The 19,951-nt window shown below is 62.9% G+C and carries 16 protein-coding genes; 7 read left to right on the top strand and 9 right to left on the bottom strand.

Annotated elements, in window-relative coordinates:
- Positions 1 to 17 precede the first annotated feature (17 nt).
- From X265_RS29200 to X265_RS41545, 7 genes are all read right to left on the bottom strand, one after another.
- Positions 18 to 1,460, bottom strand: coding sequence for an oligosaccharide flippase family protein (locus tag X265_RS29200; protein WP_128967967.1), 1,443 nt, complete (start codon positions 1,458 to 1,460; stop codon positions 18 to 20).
- 180 nt (positions 1,461 to 1,640) lie between these two features.
- Positions 1,641 to 3,053 carry a hypothetical protein gene (locus X265_RS29195; protein WP_128967966.1) on the bottom strand — a complete coding sequence of 471 codons (1,413 nt, stop codon included), beginning with the start codon at positions 3,051 to 3,053 and terminating at the stop codon, positions 1,641 to 1,643.
- Positions 3,054 to 3,122: 69 nt separating this feature from the next.
- A complete protein-coding gene (locus X265_RS29190) occupies positions 3,123 to 4,322 on the bottom strand; it encodes a glycosyltransferase family 4 protein (RefSeq protein ID WP_128967965.1) in 1,200 nt (399 codons plus the stop codon).
- Positions 4,323 to 4,373: 51 nt separating this feature from the next.
- The gene (locus X265_RS29185) at positions 4,374 to 5,561 is read right to left on the bottom strand and encodes a glycosyltransferase family 4 protein (RefSeq protein WP_245478049.1); all 1,188 of its coding nucleotides are present in this window, start codon (positions 5,559 to 5,561) and stop codon (positions 4,374 to 4,376) included.
- 238 nt (positions 5,562 to 5,799) lie between these two features.
- The gene (locus tag X265_RS29180) at positions 5,800 to 7,029 is read right to left on the bottom strand and encodes a polysaccharide biosynthesis/export family protein (RefSeq protein WP_128967964.1); all 1,230 of its coding nucleotides are present in this window, start codon (positions 7,027 to 7,029) and stop codon (positions 5,800 to 5,802) included.
- 376 nt (positions 7,030 to 7,405) lie between these two features.
- Positions 7,406 to 8,566, bottom strand: coding sequence for a glycosyltransferase (locus X265_RS29175; RefSeq protein ID WP_128967963.1), 1,161 nt, complete (start codon positions 8,564 to 8,566; stop codon positions 7,406 to 7,408).
- Between the two features lie 67 nt (positions 8,567 to 8,633).
- Positions 8,634 to 9,287, bottom strand: a complete 654-nt coding sequence (locus tag X265_RS41545; RefSeq protein WP_245478048.1) for a glycosyltransferase — start codon at positions 9,285 to 9,287, stop codon at positions 8,634 to 8,636.
- Positions 9,288 to 9,365: 78 nt separating this feature from the next.
- Between X265_RS41545 and X265_RS41540 the strand changes: the two genes are divergently transcribed.
- The 5 genes from X265_RS41540 (at position 9,366) to X265_RS29150 (ending at position 14,884) form a co-directional block, all read left to right on the top strand.
- Positions 9,366 to 9,809, top strand: a complete 444-nt coding sequence (locus X265_RS41540) for a hypothetical protein (RefSeq protein ID WP_245478047.1) — start codon at positions 9,366 to 9,368, stop codon at positions 9,807 to 9,809.
- A 232-nt stretch (positions 9,810 to 10,041) separates the two neighbouring features.
- Entirely contained in the window at positions 10,042 to 11,052 is a 1,011-nt protein-coding gene (locus X265_RS29165) for an NAD-dependent epimerase (RefSeq protein WP_128967962.1), read from the top strand.
- A 24-nt stretch (positions 11,053 to 11,076) separates the two neighbouring features.
- The gene (locus X265_RS29160) at positions 11,077 to 12,489 is read left to right on the top strand and encodes a mannose-1-phosphate guanylyltransferase/mannose-6-phosphate isomerase (protein WP_164939060.1); all 1,413 of its coding nucleotides are present in this window, start codon (positions 11,077 to 11,079) and stop codon (positions 12,487 to 12,489) included.
- A 97-nt stretch (positions 12,490 to 12,586) separates the two neighbouring features.
- Complete coding sequence (locus X265_RS29155) at positions 12,587 to 13,900, top strand: UDP-glucose dehydrogenase family protein (protein WP_128967960.1); 1,314 nt, start codon at positions 12,587 to 12,589, stop codon at positions 13,898 to 13,900.
- Positions 13,901 to 13,999: 99 nt separating this feature from the next.
- Positions 14,000 to 14,884 carry an aldose 1-epimerase family protein gene (locus tag X265_RS29150; RefSeq protein WP_164938842.1) on the top strand — a complete coding sequence of 295 codons (885 nt, stop codon included), beginning with the start codon at positions 14,000 to 14,002 and terminating at the stop codon, positions 14,882 to 14,884.
- Between the two features lie 59 nt (positions 14,885 to 14,943).
- On the opposite strand, the gene X265_RS29145 is transcribed toward X265_RS29150, so the two are convergent.
- Together X265_RS29145 and X265_RS29140 are read right to left on the bottom strand one after the other, a co-directional pair.
- Positions 14,944 to 16,101 carry an acyltransferase family protein gene (locus tag X265_RS29145; protein ID WP_128967959.1) on the bottom strand — a complete coding sequence of 386 codons (1,158 nt, stop codon included), beginning with the start codon at positions 16,099 to 16,101 and terminating at the stop codon, positions 14,944 to 14,946.
- Positions 16,102 to 16,299: 198 nt separating this feature from the next.
- Positions 16,300 to 16,686, bottom strand: a complete 387-nt coding sequence (locus X265_RS29140) for a c-type cytochrome (RefSeq protein WP_128967958.1) — start codon at positions 16,684 to 16,686, stop codon at positions 16,300 to 16,302.
- A 280-nt stretch (positions 16,687 to 16,966) separates the two neighbouring features.
- Here X265_RS29140 and pgm point away from each other — a divergent pair, with 280 nt between their 5' ends.
- Positions 16,967 to 18,613 carry a phosphoglucomutase (alpha-D-glucose-1,6-bisphosphate-dependent) gene (pgm, locus tag X265_RS29135; RefSeq protein ID WP_128967957.1) on the top strand — a complete coding sequence of 549 codons (1,647 nt, stop codon included), beginning with the start codon at positions 16,967 to 16,969 and terminating at the stop codon, positions 18,611 to 18,613.
- A 285-nt stretch (positions 18,614 to 18,898) separates the two neighbouring features.
- Positions 18,899 to 19,948, top strand: a complete 1,050-nt coding sequence (locus X265_RS29130) for an aromatic ring-hydroxylating dioxygenase subunit alpha (protein WP_164938841.1) — start codon at positions 18,899 to 18,901, stop codon at positions 19,946 to 19,948.
- Positions 19,949 to 19,951 lie beyond the last annotated feature (3 nt).

Raw genomic sequence — 19,951 nt, 5'->3', positions numbered from 1 at the left:
TTCCGGCGCGTTGGCGGCTAGGTGGCGGGGACGCGCTCCTTGCTCAGTTCGAGATCGCGCAGACCAAGCAGACTCCGTACCAGCTGGCGATGAAACAGCAGATAGCAGATCGCGATCGTCACGATGTAAGCGGTCGTGCCAAGCAGCCAGGCTGACGCCGGCGAGGCCGGAATTTCCATTGCGCGATTTGCGGCGATGAGGCCGAGGATCGTGGCGACCGTTGCCGGCGCGAGTGCCCTGACCAGATTGGCGACGGGCAGGTTGGTCTCCCAGGAGGTGATCAGCATCGTGGCGATGGAGACGATCAGCGTCACCGCGAGGTAGATCTTGATGATCCCGATCAGCCCAAACCTGAGCCCGACGACGAAGGCCACGATCGTCGAAAGGCTGTTGGCAGTCGAAACCCAGAATTGAAGCTGCGCCTTGCCTCGCGACAGCAGCATGGCGCCGCTATAGGCGGTGATCGACTGCGCCGCCCCGGCAATCGCCATCAGCCCGACCAGTGGAATGATGCCGGTCCATTTGGCGGGAAAGAATGCCGTGAACAGGTAGTCGGCGCCGAACGAGAGATAAAGCATGCTGGGAAAGACCACGGCTGCTGTCAGCGACAGCACGCCGCAAATGATCTCGTTGCGCTGCTTCAGCGATCCTGTCACCGCCTGACGGCTGAGCGTCGCCATCAGGACGCCGCTGCCGGGCCATGTGATGACCATCAGCGGCAGGATCATGATCTGGTAGGCAAGCCCGTACAAGCCGACGGCAGCCGCGCCCACGGCGCCGCCGATCAGCAGGTTGCCGACGGCGCGGCCGGCAAAGTTGAGCAGATTGCTGGCGAGCACCCAGCCGCCGAAGGTCAGGATCGAGCGCACGCGGCTCCACTGAAAGTTAAGCCGGACGTCTCTTCGCGCAATGATTGCGAAAGCCGCAGATCGAACGACCTGCACCACCACGTAGTAGCTCACCAGTGCCCAAACGCCCCAGCCCAGAAAGGCGCCCGCCACGCATGTGATCACCGAAACGACGACGGCGACGATCTCCACGGTCGCCACGGTCTGATAACGCAGGTGCCGTTCAAGCACGGCGCGTGGGCCGAGCGCCGCGATGGAAAGCACCACCGAGATCGACAGAGTGGCCAGAACGCTGCCCAATCCCTCCATATCGAGGCCGCTGGCGAGCGGCGCGGCGATGGCCGCCAGGATCACGGCGCAGACCAGGCCGATGGCGCAGATCAGCGTGATCGCGGCGCCGGCTTCATCCCGATCGAGCGTACGTCGCTGCACCATCGCGCTCGACATGCCGAGATCGGTCAACAGCGCGATGAATCCGACGAAGGGCAGGGAGAACGTGACGAGGCCGAATTCGGCGGGCGCCGCGAAATACGTCATCATCACAGTCATCGCGAACTGCAGACCGGACTTGAGAACGTTCATGCCGGACATCGACAGCAGGTTTTTCAGCATTCCGTCGATCTCCGGGTGCCACGGCGTGACACCCACTCAGGTTCCAAATGACCCAGCCCTCTTACCGCGCGTTTATCTCGCACATGCACAACTGGCAAGACAAGCAGCGAAGATATGAAATGTGTTGCCGCGTTGTTGGGCAAAGTGCTTCTCATCTCGCATCGAGATGTCACGCCATCGTTACACCACCGCGCGCGATGCGCTGGCGGCCTCCAGGAAGCGTCCCTTCCACGCGAGCAGTGCGACGATCGCGGCGGCGATCGCGATTTTCAGCATCAGCCAAACCACGGACGGCGATGAAATGGCCGAAAATGTGGCTATGAACGCGCCGGCGGCAACGGACGCCGCGACAAGGCCCCATCGCGGCGCTGCGCCGAACCGCAACATCGGCCCGCTCGCCAGCACAATGACCACTCCGGTCGCGACGATCGCGCTGATGAGGACGTGGGTCGGCGCAGCCGTCATGGCCTGCGTCGGCACGGCGACGGCGAGGACGAGCAACAACTGGCAGAGCGCGACGACGACGAGGCGCATTGCCGATTTCGTCAGGTGGGGAACGATCGCGAGCGTGGATTGCAAGTGACAGTGCATGAAATAGAAGCAGGTTGCGGCGGTCGAGGTCTGCAGGAAGCTCGCCAGAATGGACGGCGGAACGAACAATTGTCCCGCATCGGGCAGAAAGCCGACGAGCCCGCCGAGCATCACCATGGTGGCGCACATGATGAAATCGAGAAGATGCGCCACGGCTGCGCGGGCATCGTTGGCGCTGCCCCGCTCGAATTGATGGACGACTTCCGGATAGTTGACGGTATGAATGGCGGCGACCAGCACAGCGAACGGTCGTTGCAGGAGGTCGATCGCCATCGAAAATCCGGCTGTGACTGCGGGTGCGGCATCACCGAGGGCCGACACGACGACGAAGCGGATCGAGACGGGAACCGAAAGGTGGAGCACCGAGGCGCCGGCGGCAAGCATCCCGTAGCGGGCAAAGCCGCTCCAGTCCTCGAGCAGCGCGGGGCGCGCCACGCTGCGCAGAACGTGAGGATGCAATAACTGGCCGGCGAACAGGCTGGCGATCTGGGCGGCCAGCATGCCCACGAGGGCGGCATTAGCCGTGCCGTAGAGCCATGCGCCCGCGGTTGCGCCGCCCACCATCAACGTGGCCCTGAGGATGAGCAGAAAGGCGGCTGCGCCGAGCCGGTTCGAGACGCGCACGACCATGAAGTGAAGATCCGTCGCGCCCTGGGCGACGGCGAGTGCGAGGCCGGTGAGCCCCACGCTCGCGGAAATCGGGGTCACGACCGCGGCTGCGAGGCCCCCGATCACCAGCAGCACGATTGCGCTGGCGAGCGCGGCGGCGAACAGGGATGATCTCAGCCGTGCGGCGTCCTCTTCCCGGGCCGCAGCCAGAAAGCGCACGCCGGCCAATTGCAGCCACTCGAACATCAGCACGCTGAGCAGCTGGCTCGAAGCAAGCGTGAGCGAAAACTTGGCGTAGGCGAGCGGCGAGAGTACCCGGCCCAGCAGGAAGATGAGAATGATCGCCGCCGCGCTCTGGTAGACCACACCGACGAGTGCGAACAGACGGGTCATGGGACGTTCAAGCTGCGGGGCAGGGCGCAGAAAAGGCCAGACGCGTTGCGCAAGACAGCCATCCCAGGATTATTGCGGGTGCCGGCTCAGAAGCGCGAAGGCGTCGCGATATTCGTCGATGACATCGGCAAAGGTGCGATGGTCGTTCTTGTTGGCAAGTCTTTCGAACATCTCGGCCAGCTCCTGCGGATTGGCGATGATCCGCAGGATGCTGTCGGCAAGGGATTTCGGGTCAGGCGCGGTCAACCAGCCGACTGCGCCGCGTTTCACCGCTTCCGGGATTCCTCCAAACCTGGTCCCCAGAAACGGCTTGCGCGCCGCCTGGGCATCGGCCACGACCAGCGGCCCCGGCTCCTCCCAGATCGGCGGGATCACGACGACGTCGATCTGGCGATAGAATTGTTCGGGCTCGACGAAGCCCAGGAACTCGATATGCGCCTTCGGCGCCATTGCCCTGAGCTCGTGCTGGATTTCGGCGCTTGCGACCCCTGCGATGACGAGCCGCACGCGATCGCGCGGCAGGTCCGCGAAAGCCTTAACGAGGTTATAGATGCCTTTCTCTTCGGTGAGACGGCCGATGAAGCCGAATGTCAGCGGCGGGCCGGCTGGGCCTTTCGCGGGTGCGGAGACCGGCATCGTCGATGCATGCGCAATCACCCTGCGCAGCTCGGTGTCGGCGAAAAGACCGGTCTGGAGATGGATGTCGAGAATGCGCTGGCTGACGCCGACCACGCCGCGCAGATATCTGGTGGCCTTGCGGCGGTTGATCGTCAGCAAAGTACAGCTCATGCAGGTGTGCTCGCACGTCTTGCCGTCGGAAAAGCGCGAGCATCGCGGGCAGGTCAGATAGTAGTCATGCAACGTGTGCAGGACCGGTACGCCGAGCTCGGCCGCGACCTTCCACACCGCCGTAGTGAGGCCCGAAAGGTTGTTGGAATGGAGCACGTCCGGCTTGAAGGCTTTTATTCTGCTGGCGACAAGGTCGGCGCTTCGACTCCAGTCCTCCATCGCATGCCACAAGCCCCTCGCCGGTGCGCTCCGCTGTCCGGTGAAGGGCCGGTAGATGTTCCTGACGGGGGCCGAGTACACGTCGATGCCGCCGCTCGTCTCCATCGGCTGTTCGGGAAGCGAGGCAGCCCGAACGACCTCGACGGTGTCGCCGCTCTTGAGCAGGCCTTCGGCAATGCGGCGCACGAATATCTCGGCGCCGCCGATCACCTTCGGCGCGCCCGGTGTCGGGTACAGTGACGATGTGATCAAAATCCTCATGCCAAGAATCTCATCCAATATGCAGCTTTGAACGAACCCCGAGAGTCCTTCTCATCTGTCTCCATCGGTGTTCAAAGTGCCTTCCAAATAGACGTCGAGATATTGTCGGGTGACAGCTTCCGGCGTGAAGCTGGCAGAAAATTCAGGCCGTGGCGGAAAAGCCTTCTTCCATTTGGGTGCCTCGCTGATTGCCTGCTTCATCAGTTCGGCCAGTCCGTGGAAGTCACTTGGTTCGTACGAGCCGAGTGACGTCGAGAAATGAGAGATCTCCGGTATTCCGCCGGCAGTGGAGCAAATGGTGGCCCGGCCCGCATTGATGCTTTCGATCAGCGTGCGCGGCAACGGTTCCGGCCAGACCGAGCTGATGAGGCAGACGTCCACGCCGGAGTAGAACTCCGCGGACTTTACGAAGCCCAGCCATTTGATTTTCGGATTATCATACCTTCTCCTCAATTCATGTTCGTAAGCTTCGAGGCCCTTTCCGGCGATTTTGAGTTGCCAGCCGTGCGCGGGGAGCAGCGAAACGGCCTTGAGCACGACATCGATGCCCTTTTCCGGCTCGATGCGGCCGATGAAGCCGAACGTCATGTCGGCGTCGGAGGACGGCGGCGCCGGCCGGACGCTGGAGTCCGCGATGTTGTAGATCACCTTGTGCGGAACGTCCGGAAAGAAGCCGAGTTTCAGGTGCCGGTCGAGGACGTACTGGCTGTTGGAGACCACTGCATCGACCATCCGGGATGCATAGAGGTGCGGCAGGGTCATCGTCGAGCACGAGAGGCAACGCTGCTCGCAGGTCGCGCCTTTGCTGAAGAGCGTCGATCGCTTGCAGATCAGCGAATAGTCGCGCAGCGTATGGACGATCCGGATGTTGCGGCGCTCGGCCTCCGCCCACAGGGACACGGAAAATCCGGTCAGGTTGTTGGTGTGAACGACATCCGGCTTCTCGGTATCGAGAATGGCGCCAAACCGCTTCGCCGCGCGTCTATTCCAGGTATCGCGCAGGTGCCATCGCAGGCGGTCCAGACGCGGCGGCTTGCGGTCCTGTCCGAACGGCCAGTAGGCGTTGTCGATCTGCACTCTGTAGGTGCGGATGCCGTTGCGATCGCCCACCGATACGTCGCCGGCCTTCTGCAGGCTGACGACGGCAACGTGATGGCCATTGCGCATGAAGGCTTCTGCGAGCAGCGATACCGATACCTCGGCTCCCCCCATGATGTCGGGTGGATAGAGCGTGTTCACGATGAGTATCTTCAACGATCGCCTCATGCGTTGATCGATGACGGGGGCGCACCTCGCTTGCCATGCAACAGCTGGCTCTGCAATCGCATTCGGTCCCAAAACGGCGTGAACGATTCACACCGGGACGAGACCGAATCGTCATCCGATATTCAAGAAGCAGGCCATGGAGGCTCGGTCCGGATCTCCGCGATGGAAGAATCCGGGCCGGGCCGCGCCAGATGAACGTGCGTCGTCGTTGTTACTTCGAGTTGACCACGACGCTGGAGATGTTCGACGCATTCGTCGAGGCCGCATCCAGCGGGTTCATCAGCTTGATAAATTCAGTCGATGGCGATTCCGCGACCGAAATCACGTCGTGATCGCGCATCCTGAACGTATCGGCCTGGAACCAGCCGTCGGGCTTGCTCATGTCGAACTTGTAGACGGCGGGGACCGTCTTGGTCGGGAATTGCGACACGTCGATCCCGATGCGCTCGAGCAGCGGCTTCGGCTCGAAGCGATAGACGTAGATCGACTTGGAATCGGCACGCGCGCCGTCGAGACCGCCCGCCTTGGCGAGTGCCTCGGCCAGCGACATGTTGTCGTTCTCGAAGGTGAAGCGGCGGTTGTTGGTGCCGCCGATCGAGCCCGGCGACGGCGTCGAGCCGAACGCCATGTAGACCCTGGGAATGCGGGTGAGGAAGACAACGTCGCCGGGCGCGAGCAGCACATCCTCGTTGGGGTGATGCACGACCGAGGACATCGACTCGCTGTAGGTGCGTCCTTCGCGCTTGATCGTGACCGTGCTCTCATAGGACGGATATTTGGGGCCACCGGCGCGCGCGATCGCACCCATCAGGCGAATGCCGCCCGGGTCGACGGGAAAGCGCTGCGGCGAGTTGACTTCGCCGAGCACGCTGATCTGGTTGCCGCGCTGCTCGGCGACGCTCACGACCGCCTGCGGGTCGATGGCGCGATCCTTGAGCCGCTCGCGGACGATGTTCGAGACAGCGCGCGGCGTCAGTCCGGCGACCTTGATCGATCCGGCGTAGGGGATGTTGATATTGCCGGACTGATCGACCTGCTGGCGCGGAATGTCGACGAAGTTGCCCGGCCGCACGCCGGCTTCGCGCGGAATGAACAGGCCGCCCGCCTGGGCTTCGTAGACGGTGACGGTGACGATGTCGCCGACGCCGATCGTGACGTCGCGATAATTTCCGCCGGGGAGATGCGAGAAGATCAATCCCGAACTGTCGGTGAAGGCGTTGGTTGCCTGCATCACGGCGGGATTGACCGGCATCAGGGCATAGGCGAGCGGCGCGCTCGGCTCGGTGACCAGCGCGGCATTGGTGTGCGTGGCCACGGCATCGGGTGCATCGAGCGGAATGACGTTCGCGCAGCCCGTCAAGGAAATGCCAACCGCAGCAATGGCCAGAATCCGGCTAATCCCGAAGTCCCAATGAATTTGTTCGGTCGCCGTCAATGTCATTTCCTCACTCACGTAAAATCTGATTTACCGTAGCAACCAACCTCATGCTGAGTCACGGCTACGTCTTCCTGTTTATGGTAAAGCAGCTATGGCTGTGACCTTATTGCAACTTGTGTCTCTGCGAACCTGTTTGAATGGCTGTCCAAAACTTGTGCGGACCCTTGTCATTTTTCTATGCAATGCGCAAACCGGACATGCGCGTGTCAGATCGGTGTCACGATTAAGGCGATTTGATCGCGCGCGAAAGCACGCTCTGAACTTCAGGCGCGAGATGCCGAGCCGAAGTGACTCTGCGTTGCATTTTGCGGGCCCGGTTCGTCAACCTGCGTTGATCTTCGACAGCGGCATCCCGCAGCATGACGTCCATCGAGCGTTTTCAGGATCGGAGATTGTTCGGGAAGTCGGACTGCAGCTTGGCCTCTTGTCCCGCCTTGTTCTCGCCGCTTTGCAAGACCTCGGCATACACCTGCGAGAGCGCGCGGTGGGTCTGCTCGATGTCGTAGAGGCGGATGAAGCGCTCGTATCCGGCCCGGCCGATTGCGGTCAAATCCAGCTGCGCTGCGCGCCGAAATCCGTCGATCAGCTGTTCGGGCGAGACCTCGTCGCAGAGCACGCCTGTCACGCCGTCTTCGACGATTTCGGGTAGCGCGCCAATGCGGAACGCGATGATTGGCTTGGCTGCCCGCATGGCCTCGATGGCGACGAGGCCGAATGCCTCCCAGCGCGAAGGGATCGCCACGATGTCAGCCTGGTCCAGTTCGGCCTCGATCTGGTGACGGTCCATCCAGCCCAGCAGTGAAACGTTAGCCGGCAGGTCGCTGCTGCGGAATTTGCTGATGACCGACGCGCCGATGAGGCGCACATCGAGGATATCTCCGAGTGCGCGCGCCGCCTCGATCAGGAGATCATATCCCTTTTGGCGGTCGAGGCGTCCGATGAAGAGAACCTTGATCTTCTCCGAACGCGACGGTGCTGCGCTCGTCTCGTGCGCGGGGCGCTGCTTGGAGATTCCATTGTGCACCAGGACGAGGCGTTTTGCCGCAATGCCGACCCTGATGGCGTCGGTTCGCTCGCTCTCGGAGATGCAAACGATGCGATGGGTCAGCTTGGACAGCAGAAGCTCGGTGAACTCGGTCACGGCGCGGCTGAGGCGGCCGGTCTCGCGGCCGAAGGCCCATCCATGCGGACAATAGACGATGCGCGAACGCCGGTAGGCCATCCACAGGGCCGGACGGACGACGAGTCCGGCGAACGACGAATGCAGGTGAATGATGTCAGGCCGCTGCTGCCGAACCGCACGCATGGTTGCAGATAGCATCGCGAACAGGCCGAGGGCATTGCGGCCTTCGCGCGGGAAGGTGGTGACGGCCTCATCCTCGATGTTGACGAGGTCATCGCGATGGTCGGACGGAACGACATAGCTGACGTTGCCGCGCCCGAAGCTCGCGCGCTGGTGCGGATGAAGCTCGTTCAGATAAGTCGCAATGCCGCCTCTCACCGTTTCGGCAACATGCAGAACCTTCAGGCCGCGGGACAACGGTCGATCCTTCCTTGTCTTGCACAAGCCACCTCTAACGCCTCCAAGCAGCAAGATTTAGGCCGCGTCATCGTGCTGTTCCGTCGGGACCGATCTGCCGAACCGGCTTGGCGAGCACCTGGAGCATGGCGGCGGCTGATTTGGTCCATGAATATGTCGCCAGACGCTCCCGCTGTTTCGCTTGTTCCAGGGGAGAAATCCTGCCGAGATCAATCCTTTCGCGCATTTTCGCCGATAGTTCGTCGGCATCGAGGGGATCGAAGTAGACCGCAGCGTCGGCGCAGGTCTCGCGGACGGCCGCGGCGGAACTCGCAATGACCGGGCAGGCGAAGTACATCGCTTCGAGGGGCGGGATGCCGAAGCCCTCGTACAGGCTCGGAAAAACGAACGCGGCAGCCCTGGCGAACAGCGCGGCGACATGCTCGTCCTTGAGGCGGCCCGCGCGCACGATCCCCCCGCTCGACTGGGTCGCACCGCCTCCGAAAACCTTGTCGTTGTCGCCTCCGACCACGACCAGCGGAAAATCCGCGCGGCCGAGCCGTTCGGCTGCGCGGATGGCGGTGTCGACATTCTTGTTCTTCGTCATCGAGCCGACAAAGAGGAAAAATCGATGGGGCTCGAGGCGCAGCGATTCGATGATCGAGAAATCTGGCTCGACCGACGCGAAGTGCTCCGCGCTGTTTGGAATGATGGGGATCGACGCCGGATCCAGCGCGAGCACGCTGGCAAGTTCGTTGCGTGAAAACGTCGAAACCGTTGCAATGGTTGCCGTGCGTGCCAGCAAGCGGCCGAGCGTCCGGTGCAGAGCGAGGTATTTCCGGCTGAAGAAGTCCCGCCGCTTGAAGACCTGGGCGTCGTGAATCACGACGAGATGGTCGCGGTGAAGCACGGGGCCGGAATTGGCGAGACTGATGAGGCGCGTGCCGGCGGCCGCGCGCGCCAGATCGATCTGATCCCACGCATGTCCCTGCAAGGTCCCGACTTGCTTGACCTTGATGCGGCGAAGTTCGCCAAGCGTCGTCGCAGCCGGCGGCACGAGAATCTGCCACTCTGCATCCAGGAGTTGCGGCGCGGCATTGCCGCTCGCCAGCAGGCCGTCCATCGCTTTGACGATCTCGGCGGCGTAGCGTTGCACGCCTGTCAGCGACTGTGTCAGGAACCTGCCGTTGATAGAGAGTTTCAAAAGTCTAGCTTTTTCTTTGCGGGTGTTGTTGCGTGTATGTTGCGCGAACGCTGCCTTTAGACTGAGCATTCGCGCCGAAATATATGCGCTCTAAGACGTGTAGCTCATGTGACGTTGGCGTGCGAACGTCCACACAGGCCGATAGCATGCAAGGCTGCGCGATGCCATCATGTTTCCTACACATTTCGATGCGCTTACATGGACCGACTGATTTGATGTGTCGCGAATGTGCAAACCTTGCCTCTGATGCCGTGGTCTGGCATTGCTTCGCGCAACGAACGAGAGGACGACTTTGCGACCAGTGATCGTGACCGGCGCTGCCGGCTTTATCGGGATGCACGTTTGTGAACGGCTGTTGGCCCGCGGCGAGCAGGTCGTCGGCATCGATTCAATCACTCCCTATTACGATCCGGCTCTGAAGCGGGCGCGGCTCGCAACGCTCGAGCCCATCAAAGGTTTCAAATTCTACGAGATCGAACTTGCGGATTTCGCTGCGGTGACGCGCGTGTTCGACGAGGTCTCGCCGGATCGCATCGTGCACCTTGCAGCCCAGCCCGGCGTGCGTGCCTCGATCGACGATCCCATCACCAGCATCCGCGCCAATTGTGACGGCTTTGTTACCGTGCTCGAAGCCGGCCGGCGCCGTGGCCTGGCGCATCTCGTCTATGCCTCGTCGAGTTCGGTCTATGGTGCCAATCGCACCTTGCCGTACTCGACCGAGCAATCGGTGAATCATCCGGTCAGCCTGTATGCCGCGAGCAAGAAGGCCAACGAGCTGATGGCGCACACCTTTGCGCATGTCCACAAGCTGCCGGTGACCGGGCTGCGCTTCTTCACCGTCTACGGCCCGTGGGGGCGGCCCGACATGGCCGCATGGCTGTTCACGCGCGCGATCTTCGCTGGTGAGCCGATCAAGATCTTCAACAACGGCGATATGTGGCGCGACTTCACTTATGTCGACGACATCGTCGAAGGCGTGATCCGCACGCTCGATCGGCCTGCGACGCCGAATCCGGCGTGGAATGCGGAAGCGCCGGAAAATTCGTCGAGCTCTGCACCGTATCGCCTGTACAACATCGGCAACAACAGGTCGGTCAAATTGCTCGAGTTCGTCGAGACGCTGGAGAAGATCATCGGCAAGCCGGCGATCCGCGAACTGCTGCCGATGCAGCCCGGCGATGTCCTGGAGACGCGGGCCGACATTTCCGCGCTCCAGCGCGACGTCGGTTTCGCGCCGTCGACGACCATTGCGGAAGGTCTCGGCCGCTTCATCGAATGGTATCGACAGTATCATCGTATTTGACCCCCTGACATGAGTGACTCGCAAGTGTCTCAGAAGATCATCCCCCTGATCATGTGCGGCGGCGCCGGCACGCGGCTATGGCCGGCCTCGCGCGAGGTGCGCCCGAAGCAGTTCCTGCCGCTGTTCGGCGCGCGCTCGACCTTCCAGGACACGCTGCTGCGCGTCTCCGACGCGGCGCTGTTCGACCGACCGATCGTGATCACCAACGCGGCCTACCGCTTCATGGTGCTCGAGCAGCTCGCCGAGATCGGCATCGAGGCCGACGTGATCCTCGAGCCGATGCGACGCGATTCGGGGCCCGCAATCGCGGCCGGCGCGGCATTTGCGCAAAACCGCACCAGTGAAGCGATCGTGCTGGCGCTCGCCGCCGACCACGTCGTGCAGGACAACGCCGCCTTCGTCGCGGCCTGCCGCGAGGGCCTCGCCGCCGCGAGCCTGGGGCGCATCGTCACCTTCGGCGTCAAGCCGGAGCGGCCGGCGACCGAATACGGCTATATCAACCCGGGCGAGGTGATCTCGGGCGAGGTGCGCGCGGTCGCGCGCTTCGTCGAGAAGCCTGATGCGGCGAAGGCCGCCGACTACGTCAATTCGGGCTATCTCTGGAACAGCGGCAACTTCATGTTCCCCGCAAGCCTGCTGCTCGACGAATACCGCAAGGTCGATGCGGCAAGCGTCGACGCCGTGTCGTCAGCGGTTGCCCATGCCGGCCGCGATCTCGGCTTTGTCACGCTGGAGCCCGAGGCGTTCGGCGCCGCCAAGGCGATCTCGATCGACTATGCGGTGATGGAAAAGACCTCGCGCGCGGCGGTGGTGCCGGTGTCCTGCGGCTGGTCCGACGTCGGCTCTTGGCATGCGGTGTGGGAATTGTCGGAGAAGGACGCGCAAGGCAACGCGGCGCACGGCCCTGCCGTGTTCGAGGATTCCCGCAACTGCAACGTCACCACCGATGCCGCGCTGGTCGCGCTGGAAGGCGTCGACGATCTCGTCGTGGTCGCGACCGCGGATGCCGTGCTGGTCTCGCGCCAGCAGGATGCCAACGGCCTCAAGCGTCTCGTCACGAAACTGAAGGCGGTCGCGCCGAAGGTCACCGAGGAGCATCTCAAGGTGCATCGTCCCTGGGGCAGCTATCAGTCGGTCGATAATGGCGAGCGCCATCAGGTCAAGCGCATCGTCGTGAAGCCGGGCGGGCGGCTGTCGCTGCAGAAGCATCACCATCGCGCCGAGCACTGGATCGTGGTCCGTGGCGCCGCCCGCGTCACCGTCAACGACACCGTGAAGACGGTGCACGAGAACGAGTCGATCTACATCCCGATGGGCGCGGTGCACCGGATGGAGAACCCCGGTAAAATCATGCTGGAACTGATCGAGGTCCAGACCGGCTCCTATCTCGGGGAAGACGACATCATCCGGATTGAAGACGACTATCAGCGCTCTTGAAAGAGTCTTGACTGCCCTAATGTTGGGCGTGCGGCTGGGTAGAGAATTGGTCTAGGGTGTTTGCTGCAACATCCGTCCTCAACGGAAAGAGTTTCTCATGCGAATCGCGATGATCGGAACGGGCTATGTCGGACTGGTGTCCGGAGCCTGCTTTGCGGATTTCGGTCACGAGGTCACCTGCGTCGACAAGGACGAGAAGAAGATCGCTGCGCTCCATCGCGGCGAGATTCCGATCTACGAGCCGGGCCTCGACGAGCTGGTCGCCACCAACGTCAGGGCGAAGCGGCTCGACTTCACCACCGATCTCTCCAAGCCGGTTGCTGACGCCGACGCGGTGTTCATCGCCGTCGGCACGCCCTCGCGCCGCGGCGACAGCCATGCCGATCTCTCCTATGTCTACGCCGCCGCGAAAGAGATCGCGCAGTCGCTGACCGGCTTCACCGTCGTGGTGACGAAGTCGACCGTGCCTGTCGGCACCGGCGACGAGGTCGAGCGCATCATCCGCGAGACCAACCCCAAGGCGGACGTCGTCGTCGCCTCGAATCCCGAGTTCCTGCGCGAGGGCGCAGCGATCCGCGACTTCAAGTTCCCCGACCGCGTCGTGGTCGGCACCTCCGACGAGCGCGGCCGCAAGGTGATGGGCGACATCTACCGCCCGCTGTCGCTGAACCAGGCGCCGCTGATGTTCACCGCGCGCCGCACCGCCGAGATGATCAAATACGCCGCCAACGCCTTCCTCGCGACCAAGATCACCTTCATCAACGAGATCGCCGACCTGTCGGAAAAGGTCGGTGCCAACGTTCAGGAGGTCGCGCGCGGCATTGGCCTGGACAACCGCATCGGCACCAAGTTCCTGCACGCCGGTCCGGGCTTCGGCGGCTCCTGCTTCCCGAAGGACACCAAGGCGCTGATCAAGATCGCGCAGGACTACGACGTGAATCTGCGCATCGTCGAATCCGTGCTGGCGGTCAACGAGAACCGCAAGCGCGCGATGGCGCGGAAAGTGAGCCAGGCGCTCGGCGGCTCCTTGCGCGGCAAGACCATCGCCGTGCTCGGCCTCACCTTCAAGCCCGACACCGACGACATGCGCGATGCGCCCTCGATTCCGCTGGTGACGGGCTTGCTCGACATGGGCGCCAAGGTGAAGGCGTTCGATCCCGTCGGCATGGAGCAGGCCAAGGGCGAGTTGCCCAACATCACCTATTGCGAAGATGCCTATTCCTGCGCGCAAGGCGCCGATGCGCTGGTCATCGTGACCGAATGGGTCCAGTTCCGCGCGCTCGATCTCGACCGGCTGAAGACCACCATGGCGCAGCCCATCATCGTCGACCTGCGCAACATCTACCGCCCCGAAGACATGGCTGCCGCCGGCTTCACCTATGAGAGCGTGGGGCGGTCGCCCCAGGCCTGAGCTTCTGCGGCATGGATCGTCGCCCGCCTCTTCGCGAGGCGGGCGAAATCGATTTTGATGCGATATGATCCGGTCGCGATGGCCCCGATGGAGACTGCCATGACCGACGACACGCACATGCTCCGCAGTGGTGATCTCACCGCGACCATCAAGGCGCAAGGCGCCGAGATGTGTTCGCTCAAGCACAAGGACGGCACGGAGTTCGTCTGGCAGGCCGGCCCGGCCTGGCCGCGCCATGCGCCTCTGCTATTTCCGATCGTCGGGCGCCTTGCCAAGGACGAGATGCGGCACCTCGGCAAGACCTACCGGATGACCCAGCACGGCTTTGCCCGCGATTGCCGCTTTGCGTGGGCAGAGCGTGGCGAAAGCCGCTGCTCGCTCGTGCTGGAGGACAGCGATGCGACGCGCGCGCTCTACCCGTTCGCGTTTCGGCTGACGGCGGCCTATGTGCTTGACGATGCGGGGCTCGATCTCTCGCTTCGGGTCGTCAACACCGGCGGCGAGACATTGCCCGTGTCGCTCGGTGGCCATCCCGCTTTCAACTGGCCGATTCAGGGTGGTGTGCCGAAAGAGAGCTACGCTCTGACGTTCACGGACGAGGAGCCCTCGCCGGTTCGGCGTGTCGAAAATGGCCTCCTGCTCGCGGCAACGGATCCGAGCCCAGTCCGAGGCACCGTATTGCCGTTGTCCGAAGCCCTGTTCGCGAGCGATGCCGTCATCCTCGACCCCGTCAACAGCCACGGGGTTCGCTATGCCGCCACAGACGGCACCGGTCCCTGGCTCGAAATGTCCTGGCGCGGCTTTCGCGAACTCGGCGTCTGGTCAAAACCAACAGGCGCGCCGTTCCTCTGCATCGAGCCCTGGCGCGGCTATGCGAGCCCCAAAGGATTCGACGGCGAGTTCAGCGACAAGCCGGGCCTGATGCACATCGCGCCCGGTGCCGAAGAGCAATTGTCGTTTCGGATCGAGGTGGGGACGTCTTAGGTTCCCGCACCGCGGTCGGTGTGAGGTCCTCGCCGATGGTGAGGCGACCCGAATAGGTCTCAGCGCATGCCTGTCGCGGGCGCCACGATGATTGGTTGCGAGGGCGAGCGGCTCGAGCCGGAAGATGTCAGGCGATGCGCCAGATCCTGCGCGTGCCGCTCGACCAGATGCCAGGTCGCGCGCGCGACGAGATAGCTCAGCGCAGCGGTGACGACATAGGCGAGCAGCAGAGACGCGAACCCGTCCACGAACGGCCAGATCTGGCGCAGGCCAAAGATCACCGCGAAATGCGACAGGTACATCGAATAGGAGTTGCGGCCGAGCGCCTCGAGCGGTCGGAAGCGGGCTGCAAGACGGATGCACCAGAACACGCATGCGCCGAGCACGAGGTTGATCACGAGATAGTTGAACTCATGCGAGCCGGTCGCGCGATTGGCGATGAACGAGAGCGCGATGAAGCCGGCCAGGATCGCAGCGTCCGACTTCGCAAAGCCGTCGCGCAAGGCGAAGAACAGCGCGCAGCCGACCAGGAAGACAGGCAGCTGGTTCAGGAAGCTGATGTGCAGCGCGTTCCAGACGAACGCCTCGTGGCCGGGGCCGTAATAGGCCGAGAACAGCGCGAAGGCGAACGGCTTGAACAGGCAGACGTTGACAAGATGCAGCACGATCGCCAGTCCGAGATACAGGCGCCGTCGCGATCCGAACGCTGAAATCACGAGCGGGAAGACGAGATAGAACATCATCTCGGCTGCGATCGACCAGTCGCCCGGCACGACACTGTTGACGCTGTCGGGCCAGAAGCCATGCAAGAACGTCGCGGTCAGGATCACCTGGAGGGGGCCGATCCCGTTGGGCGCATTGTAGCTCGGCCCCGTGCCGTTGATGACGAGATAGACCGGGATCGCGAGCCAGAACAGCGGGGCGATGCGCAGGAAGCGGCGGATGTAGAATTTGCGCGTCGGGTTCGCCTCGGTGCGCTGCGTCCACATCAGGCACATCGTCATGGCGCTGACGAAGTAGAACACGTTGACGCCGGTCCAGCCGCACATGAAGGCGTAATCGACGGCGTGGATGTTTGACGGAAAGGATTGTGAAACATGGATCGCCATCACGCCGACGATGGCAAGGCCGCGCAGAAAGTCGAGGCTGTGCGAACGTCCGAACGGCGTGGCGCCCGTATCGGTTCGTCCGGCAACCAACCGGGCCTGCCCTTGCATCACGCCGCTCCGTGTTCGCGTTTCTCTCGCGCTTGCGATGCAAAAGAATAGAGGCGGCACTGGCCAAACCGAAGCGGAAGCCTTTCTTTACGTTAATCAGGCTTTACGCCGGATGATTCTCGGGGCGATGTGGATCATTGCGGACCGCGTGGTCGGCGAACGGGCGCCGTCAGAGGCCCGCTCGCAGGCTACGACAGCTCACTTCAGCGTCTGAAGATAGGCGATGACGTTAGCCCGATCTGTCGAGTTCGGCAGCCCCTTGAAGAACATCTTGACACCGTGGACGTCGCCGCGGGGGTCGGCGAGGTAGGTGTCGAGCGCCGCCACCGTCCATGGCTGCTTGTTGGCCTTCATGGCGTCAGAATAGGCGAAGTCGGGAACGGCGGCGGGCTTGCGGTCGACGACATTCCAGAGGCTTGGGCCGACCTTGTTCACCCCGATCACCACCGCATGGCAGTTCTCGCAAGTTCGCGCGAAGATGTCCTTGCCCGCGGCCGGATCGCCATCGGCGGCGAAGCCGGGTGAGGTGGTCAACATCGCATTGGCGACGGACAGCATCAGCACGAAGATCAGACGTCCGGTCATCTCAAATCCACTCCCCCGCTGGGACGGCAGGCATGCCTGCAAACCCCCGGCCTGCTTGATCAAACGGCATGCAGCGTGCCCACGCTGCGCGGTGGCGTCTTTGTCCTGTATCAACCGATATCCGGGACCAAAGTACGAGAGCCCATGGATCATCCGATGCGGGATCGGCGTTGATTGTTGACCGGAGTGTGACATCGGTCCGGCCGGGCATGCCGCTTGGCGACGGGCCGGCCGATGGTATGGTGCTCCAGACTGTCGTTTGAAGGCACGGAGAGTTGAAGTGGCAGAAGTCGATCCCGCGGCGGGTAAGCCGGTTGCACCGAGCGTGCTGGCCAATGTTCCAAGGCTGGTGACCGCCTATTTCGCTGGCAGGCCGGATGCATCGGACCCGGCGCAGCGGGTGGCGTTCGGGACCTCGGGCCATCGCGGCACCTCGATCAAGAACAGCTTCAACGAAGGCCATATCCTCGCCACCACGCAGGCCATCTGTGATTACAGGAAAGAGAAGGGGCTGACCGGTCCGCTCTTCATCGGCATCGACACCCATGCGCTGGCCGAGCCGGCGCTCGCCAGCGCGGTCGAGGTGTTCGCTGCAAATGGCGTCGACATCATGATCGACAAGGACGGCGGCTACACGCCGACGCCTGTGATCTCGCACGCGATCCTCACTTACAACAAGGGCCGCGCAAGCGGCCTCGCCGACGGCGTCGTCGTCACGCCCTCGCACAATCCGCCCGAGGATGGCGGCTACAAATACAATCCGCCGCATGGGGGCCCGGCCGATACCGACGTGACCGGTGTGGTCGAAAAGCGCGCCAACGCCTATCTTGCGGACGGCCTCAAGGGCGTGAAGCGCATCGACTATGGCAAGGCGCTGAAATCGTCGAACGTCCACGCCTATGACTACATCACGCCTTATGTTGCCGATCTCGGCAGCGTCGTCGACCTCGACCTGGTCAAATCCGCCGGCGTCAATATCGGCATTGATCCGCTCGGCGGCGCCGCCGTACACTACTGGCATCCGATCATCGAGCGCTACGGCCTCAAGGCCACCGTTGTGAACGAGGCGATCGATCCGACCTTCCGCTTCATGACGGTGGACTGGGACGGCAAGATCCGCATGGACTGCTCCTCGCCTTACGCGATGGCAAGCCTGATCGCGATGCGCGACCGCTTCGACGTCGCCTTTGCCAACGACACCGACGCCGATCGTCACGGCATCGTCACGCGCACCGGCGGGCTGATGAATCCGAACCACTATCTGGCGACCGCGATCTCCTATCTGTTCGCGCACCGTCCGAACTGGAGCAGGGATGCCGCGATTGGCAAGACCGTGGTGTCGAGCTCGATCATCGATCGGGTCGCGAAAAAACTCGGCCGCAAGCTGGTGGAGACGCCGGTCGGCTTCAAATGGTTCGTCGATGGCCTCCTCACGGGCAGCTTCGGCTTTGGCGGCGAGGAGAGTGCAGGGGCATCCTTCCTGCGCCGCGACGGCACGGTGTGGACCACCGACAAGGACGGCATCATTCTCGGGCTGCTCGCTGCCGAGATCATGGCCAAGACCGGCCGTGATCCGAGCCAGCTCTTCAATGAATTGACCGCCGAGTTCGGCATGCCGCATTACGCCCGCATCGACGTCGCCGCGACCGGGCCGCAGAAGACCATCTTGAAATCCGTCACGCCGGAGCAACTCGGCTTGAAGGACCTCGCCGGTGACCCGGTCCGTTCGACGCTCAGCAAGGCGCCCGGCAATGGGCAGCCGTTCGGCGGCATCAAGGTCGAGACCGACTTCGGCTGGTTCGCGGCGCGGCCGTCGGGGACGGAGGATGTGTACAAGATCTACGCGGAAAGTTTTCGCAGCATCGATCACTTGAAGCGGATTCAGGAAGAGGCGCAGGCCGGGCTGGCGAAGGTGTTCGGGGCGTAGGGCTCGAGCCGAAGCACCGGGACTGCCTCCAAAGGAGGACTCGCCGCATCAAAAGGTGTCATCACCCGCGAAAGCGGGTGATCCAGTACGCCGCGGCTCCAATTGTGAACCCAATGAGCGTCGCGGAGTACTGGATTCCCCGCTTTCGCGGGGAACGATCCTCAGTTATTCATGTATACACTCGACCGGCAATAGGTATTTAGATACGTCATGAATCCGGCTTGAACAATCCTTTCCTTCCGTTATTGTATACATAACGCATACATAAGCCGCGGGAGATCGCCAGTGACAAAACCCTTTCCCATGAATGCCTGGTACGCCGCGGCCTGGGACGCGGAGGTGAAGCCGGCGCTGTTGCCGCGGACGATCTGCGGCAAGCACATCGTGATGTACCGCAAGGCCGACGGCTCGGTGACCGCGCTGGAGGATGCCTGCTGGCATCGGCTGGTGCCGCTGTCCAAGGGCCGGCTCGAAGGCGACACCGTCGTCTGCGGCTATCACGGCCTGAAATTCAATGCGCAGGGCCGCTGCACCTTCATGCCCTCGCAGGAGACCATCAATCCGTCGGCCTGCGTGCGCGCCTATCCGGTGGTCGAGCGTCACCGTTATATCTGGCTCTGGATGGGCGATCCTGCGCTGGCCGATCCCGCGCTCGTCCCCGACATGCACTGGAACCACGATCCGGCGTGGGCGGGCGACGGCAAGACCATTCACGTCAATTGCGACTATCGCCTCGTGCTCGACAATCTCATGGACCTCACCCACGAAACCTTCGTGCACGGCTCCTCGATCGGCAATGACGCGGTCGCCGAAGCGCCGTTCGACGTGACCCACGGCGAGAAGACCGTGACTGTGACGCGCTGGATGCGCAACATCGAGCCGCCGCCGTTCTGGGCCAAGCAGCTCGGCAAGCCCGGCCCCGTCGACCGCTGGCAGATCATCCGCTTCGAGGCGCCATGCACCATCGCCATCGACGTCGGCGTGGCCCCGGCGGGCACCGGCGCGCCCGAAGGCGACCGCTCGCAGGGCGTCAACGGCTTCGTGCTCAACACCATCACGCCGGAGACCGAGAAGACCTGCCATTATTTCTGGGCATTCGTTCGCAACTACCAGATCGGCGAGCAGCGCATCACCACCGAAATCCGCGAAGGCGTCTCCGGCATCTTCCGCGAGGACGAGCTCATCCTCGAGGCGCAGCAGCGCGCGATGGACGAGAATCCGGATCGCATCTTCTACAATCTCAACATCGACGCCGGCGCGATGTGGACGCGCAGGTTGATCGACAAGATGGTGGCGAAGGAAAACCCGCCGAAGCACCTCCAGGCCGCGGAGTAGGGA

Source organism: Bradyrhizobium guangdongense, from assembly GCF_004114975.1.
GTDB classification, from domain to species: Bacteria; Pseudomonadota; Alphaproteobacteria; order Rhizobiales; family Xanthobacteraceae; genus Bradyrhizobium; species Bradyrhizobium guangdongense.
This window is presented reverse-complemented; position numbering and strand designations above follow the sequence as displayed.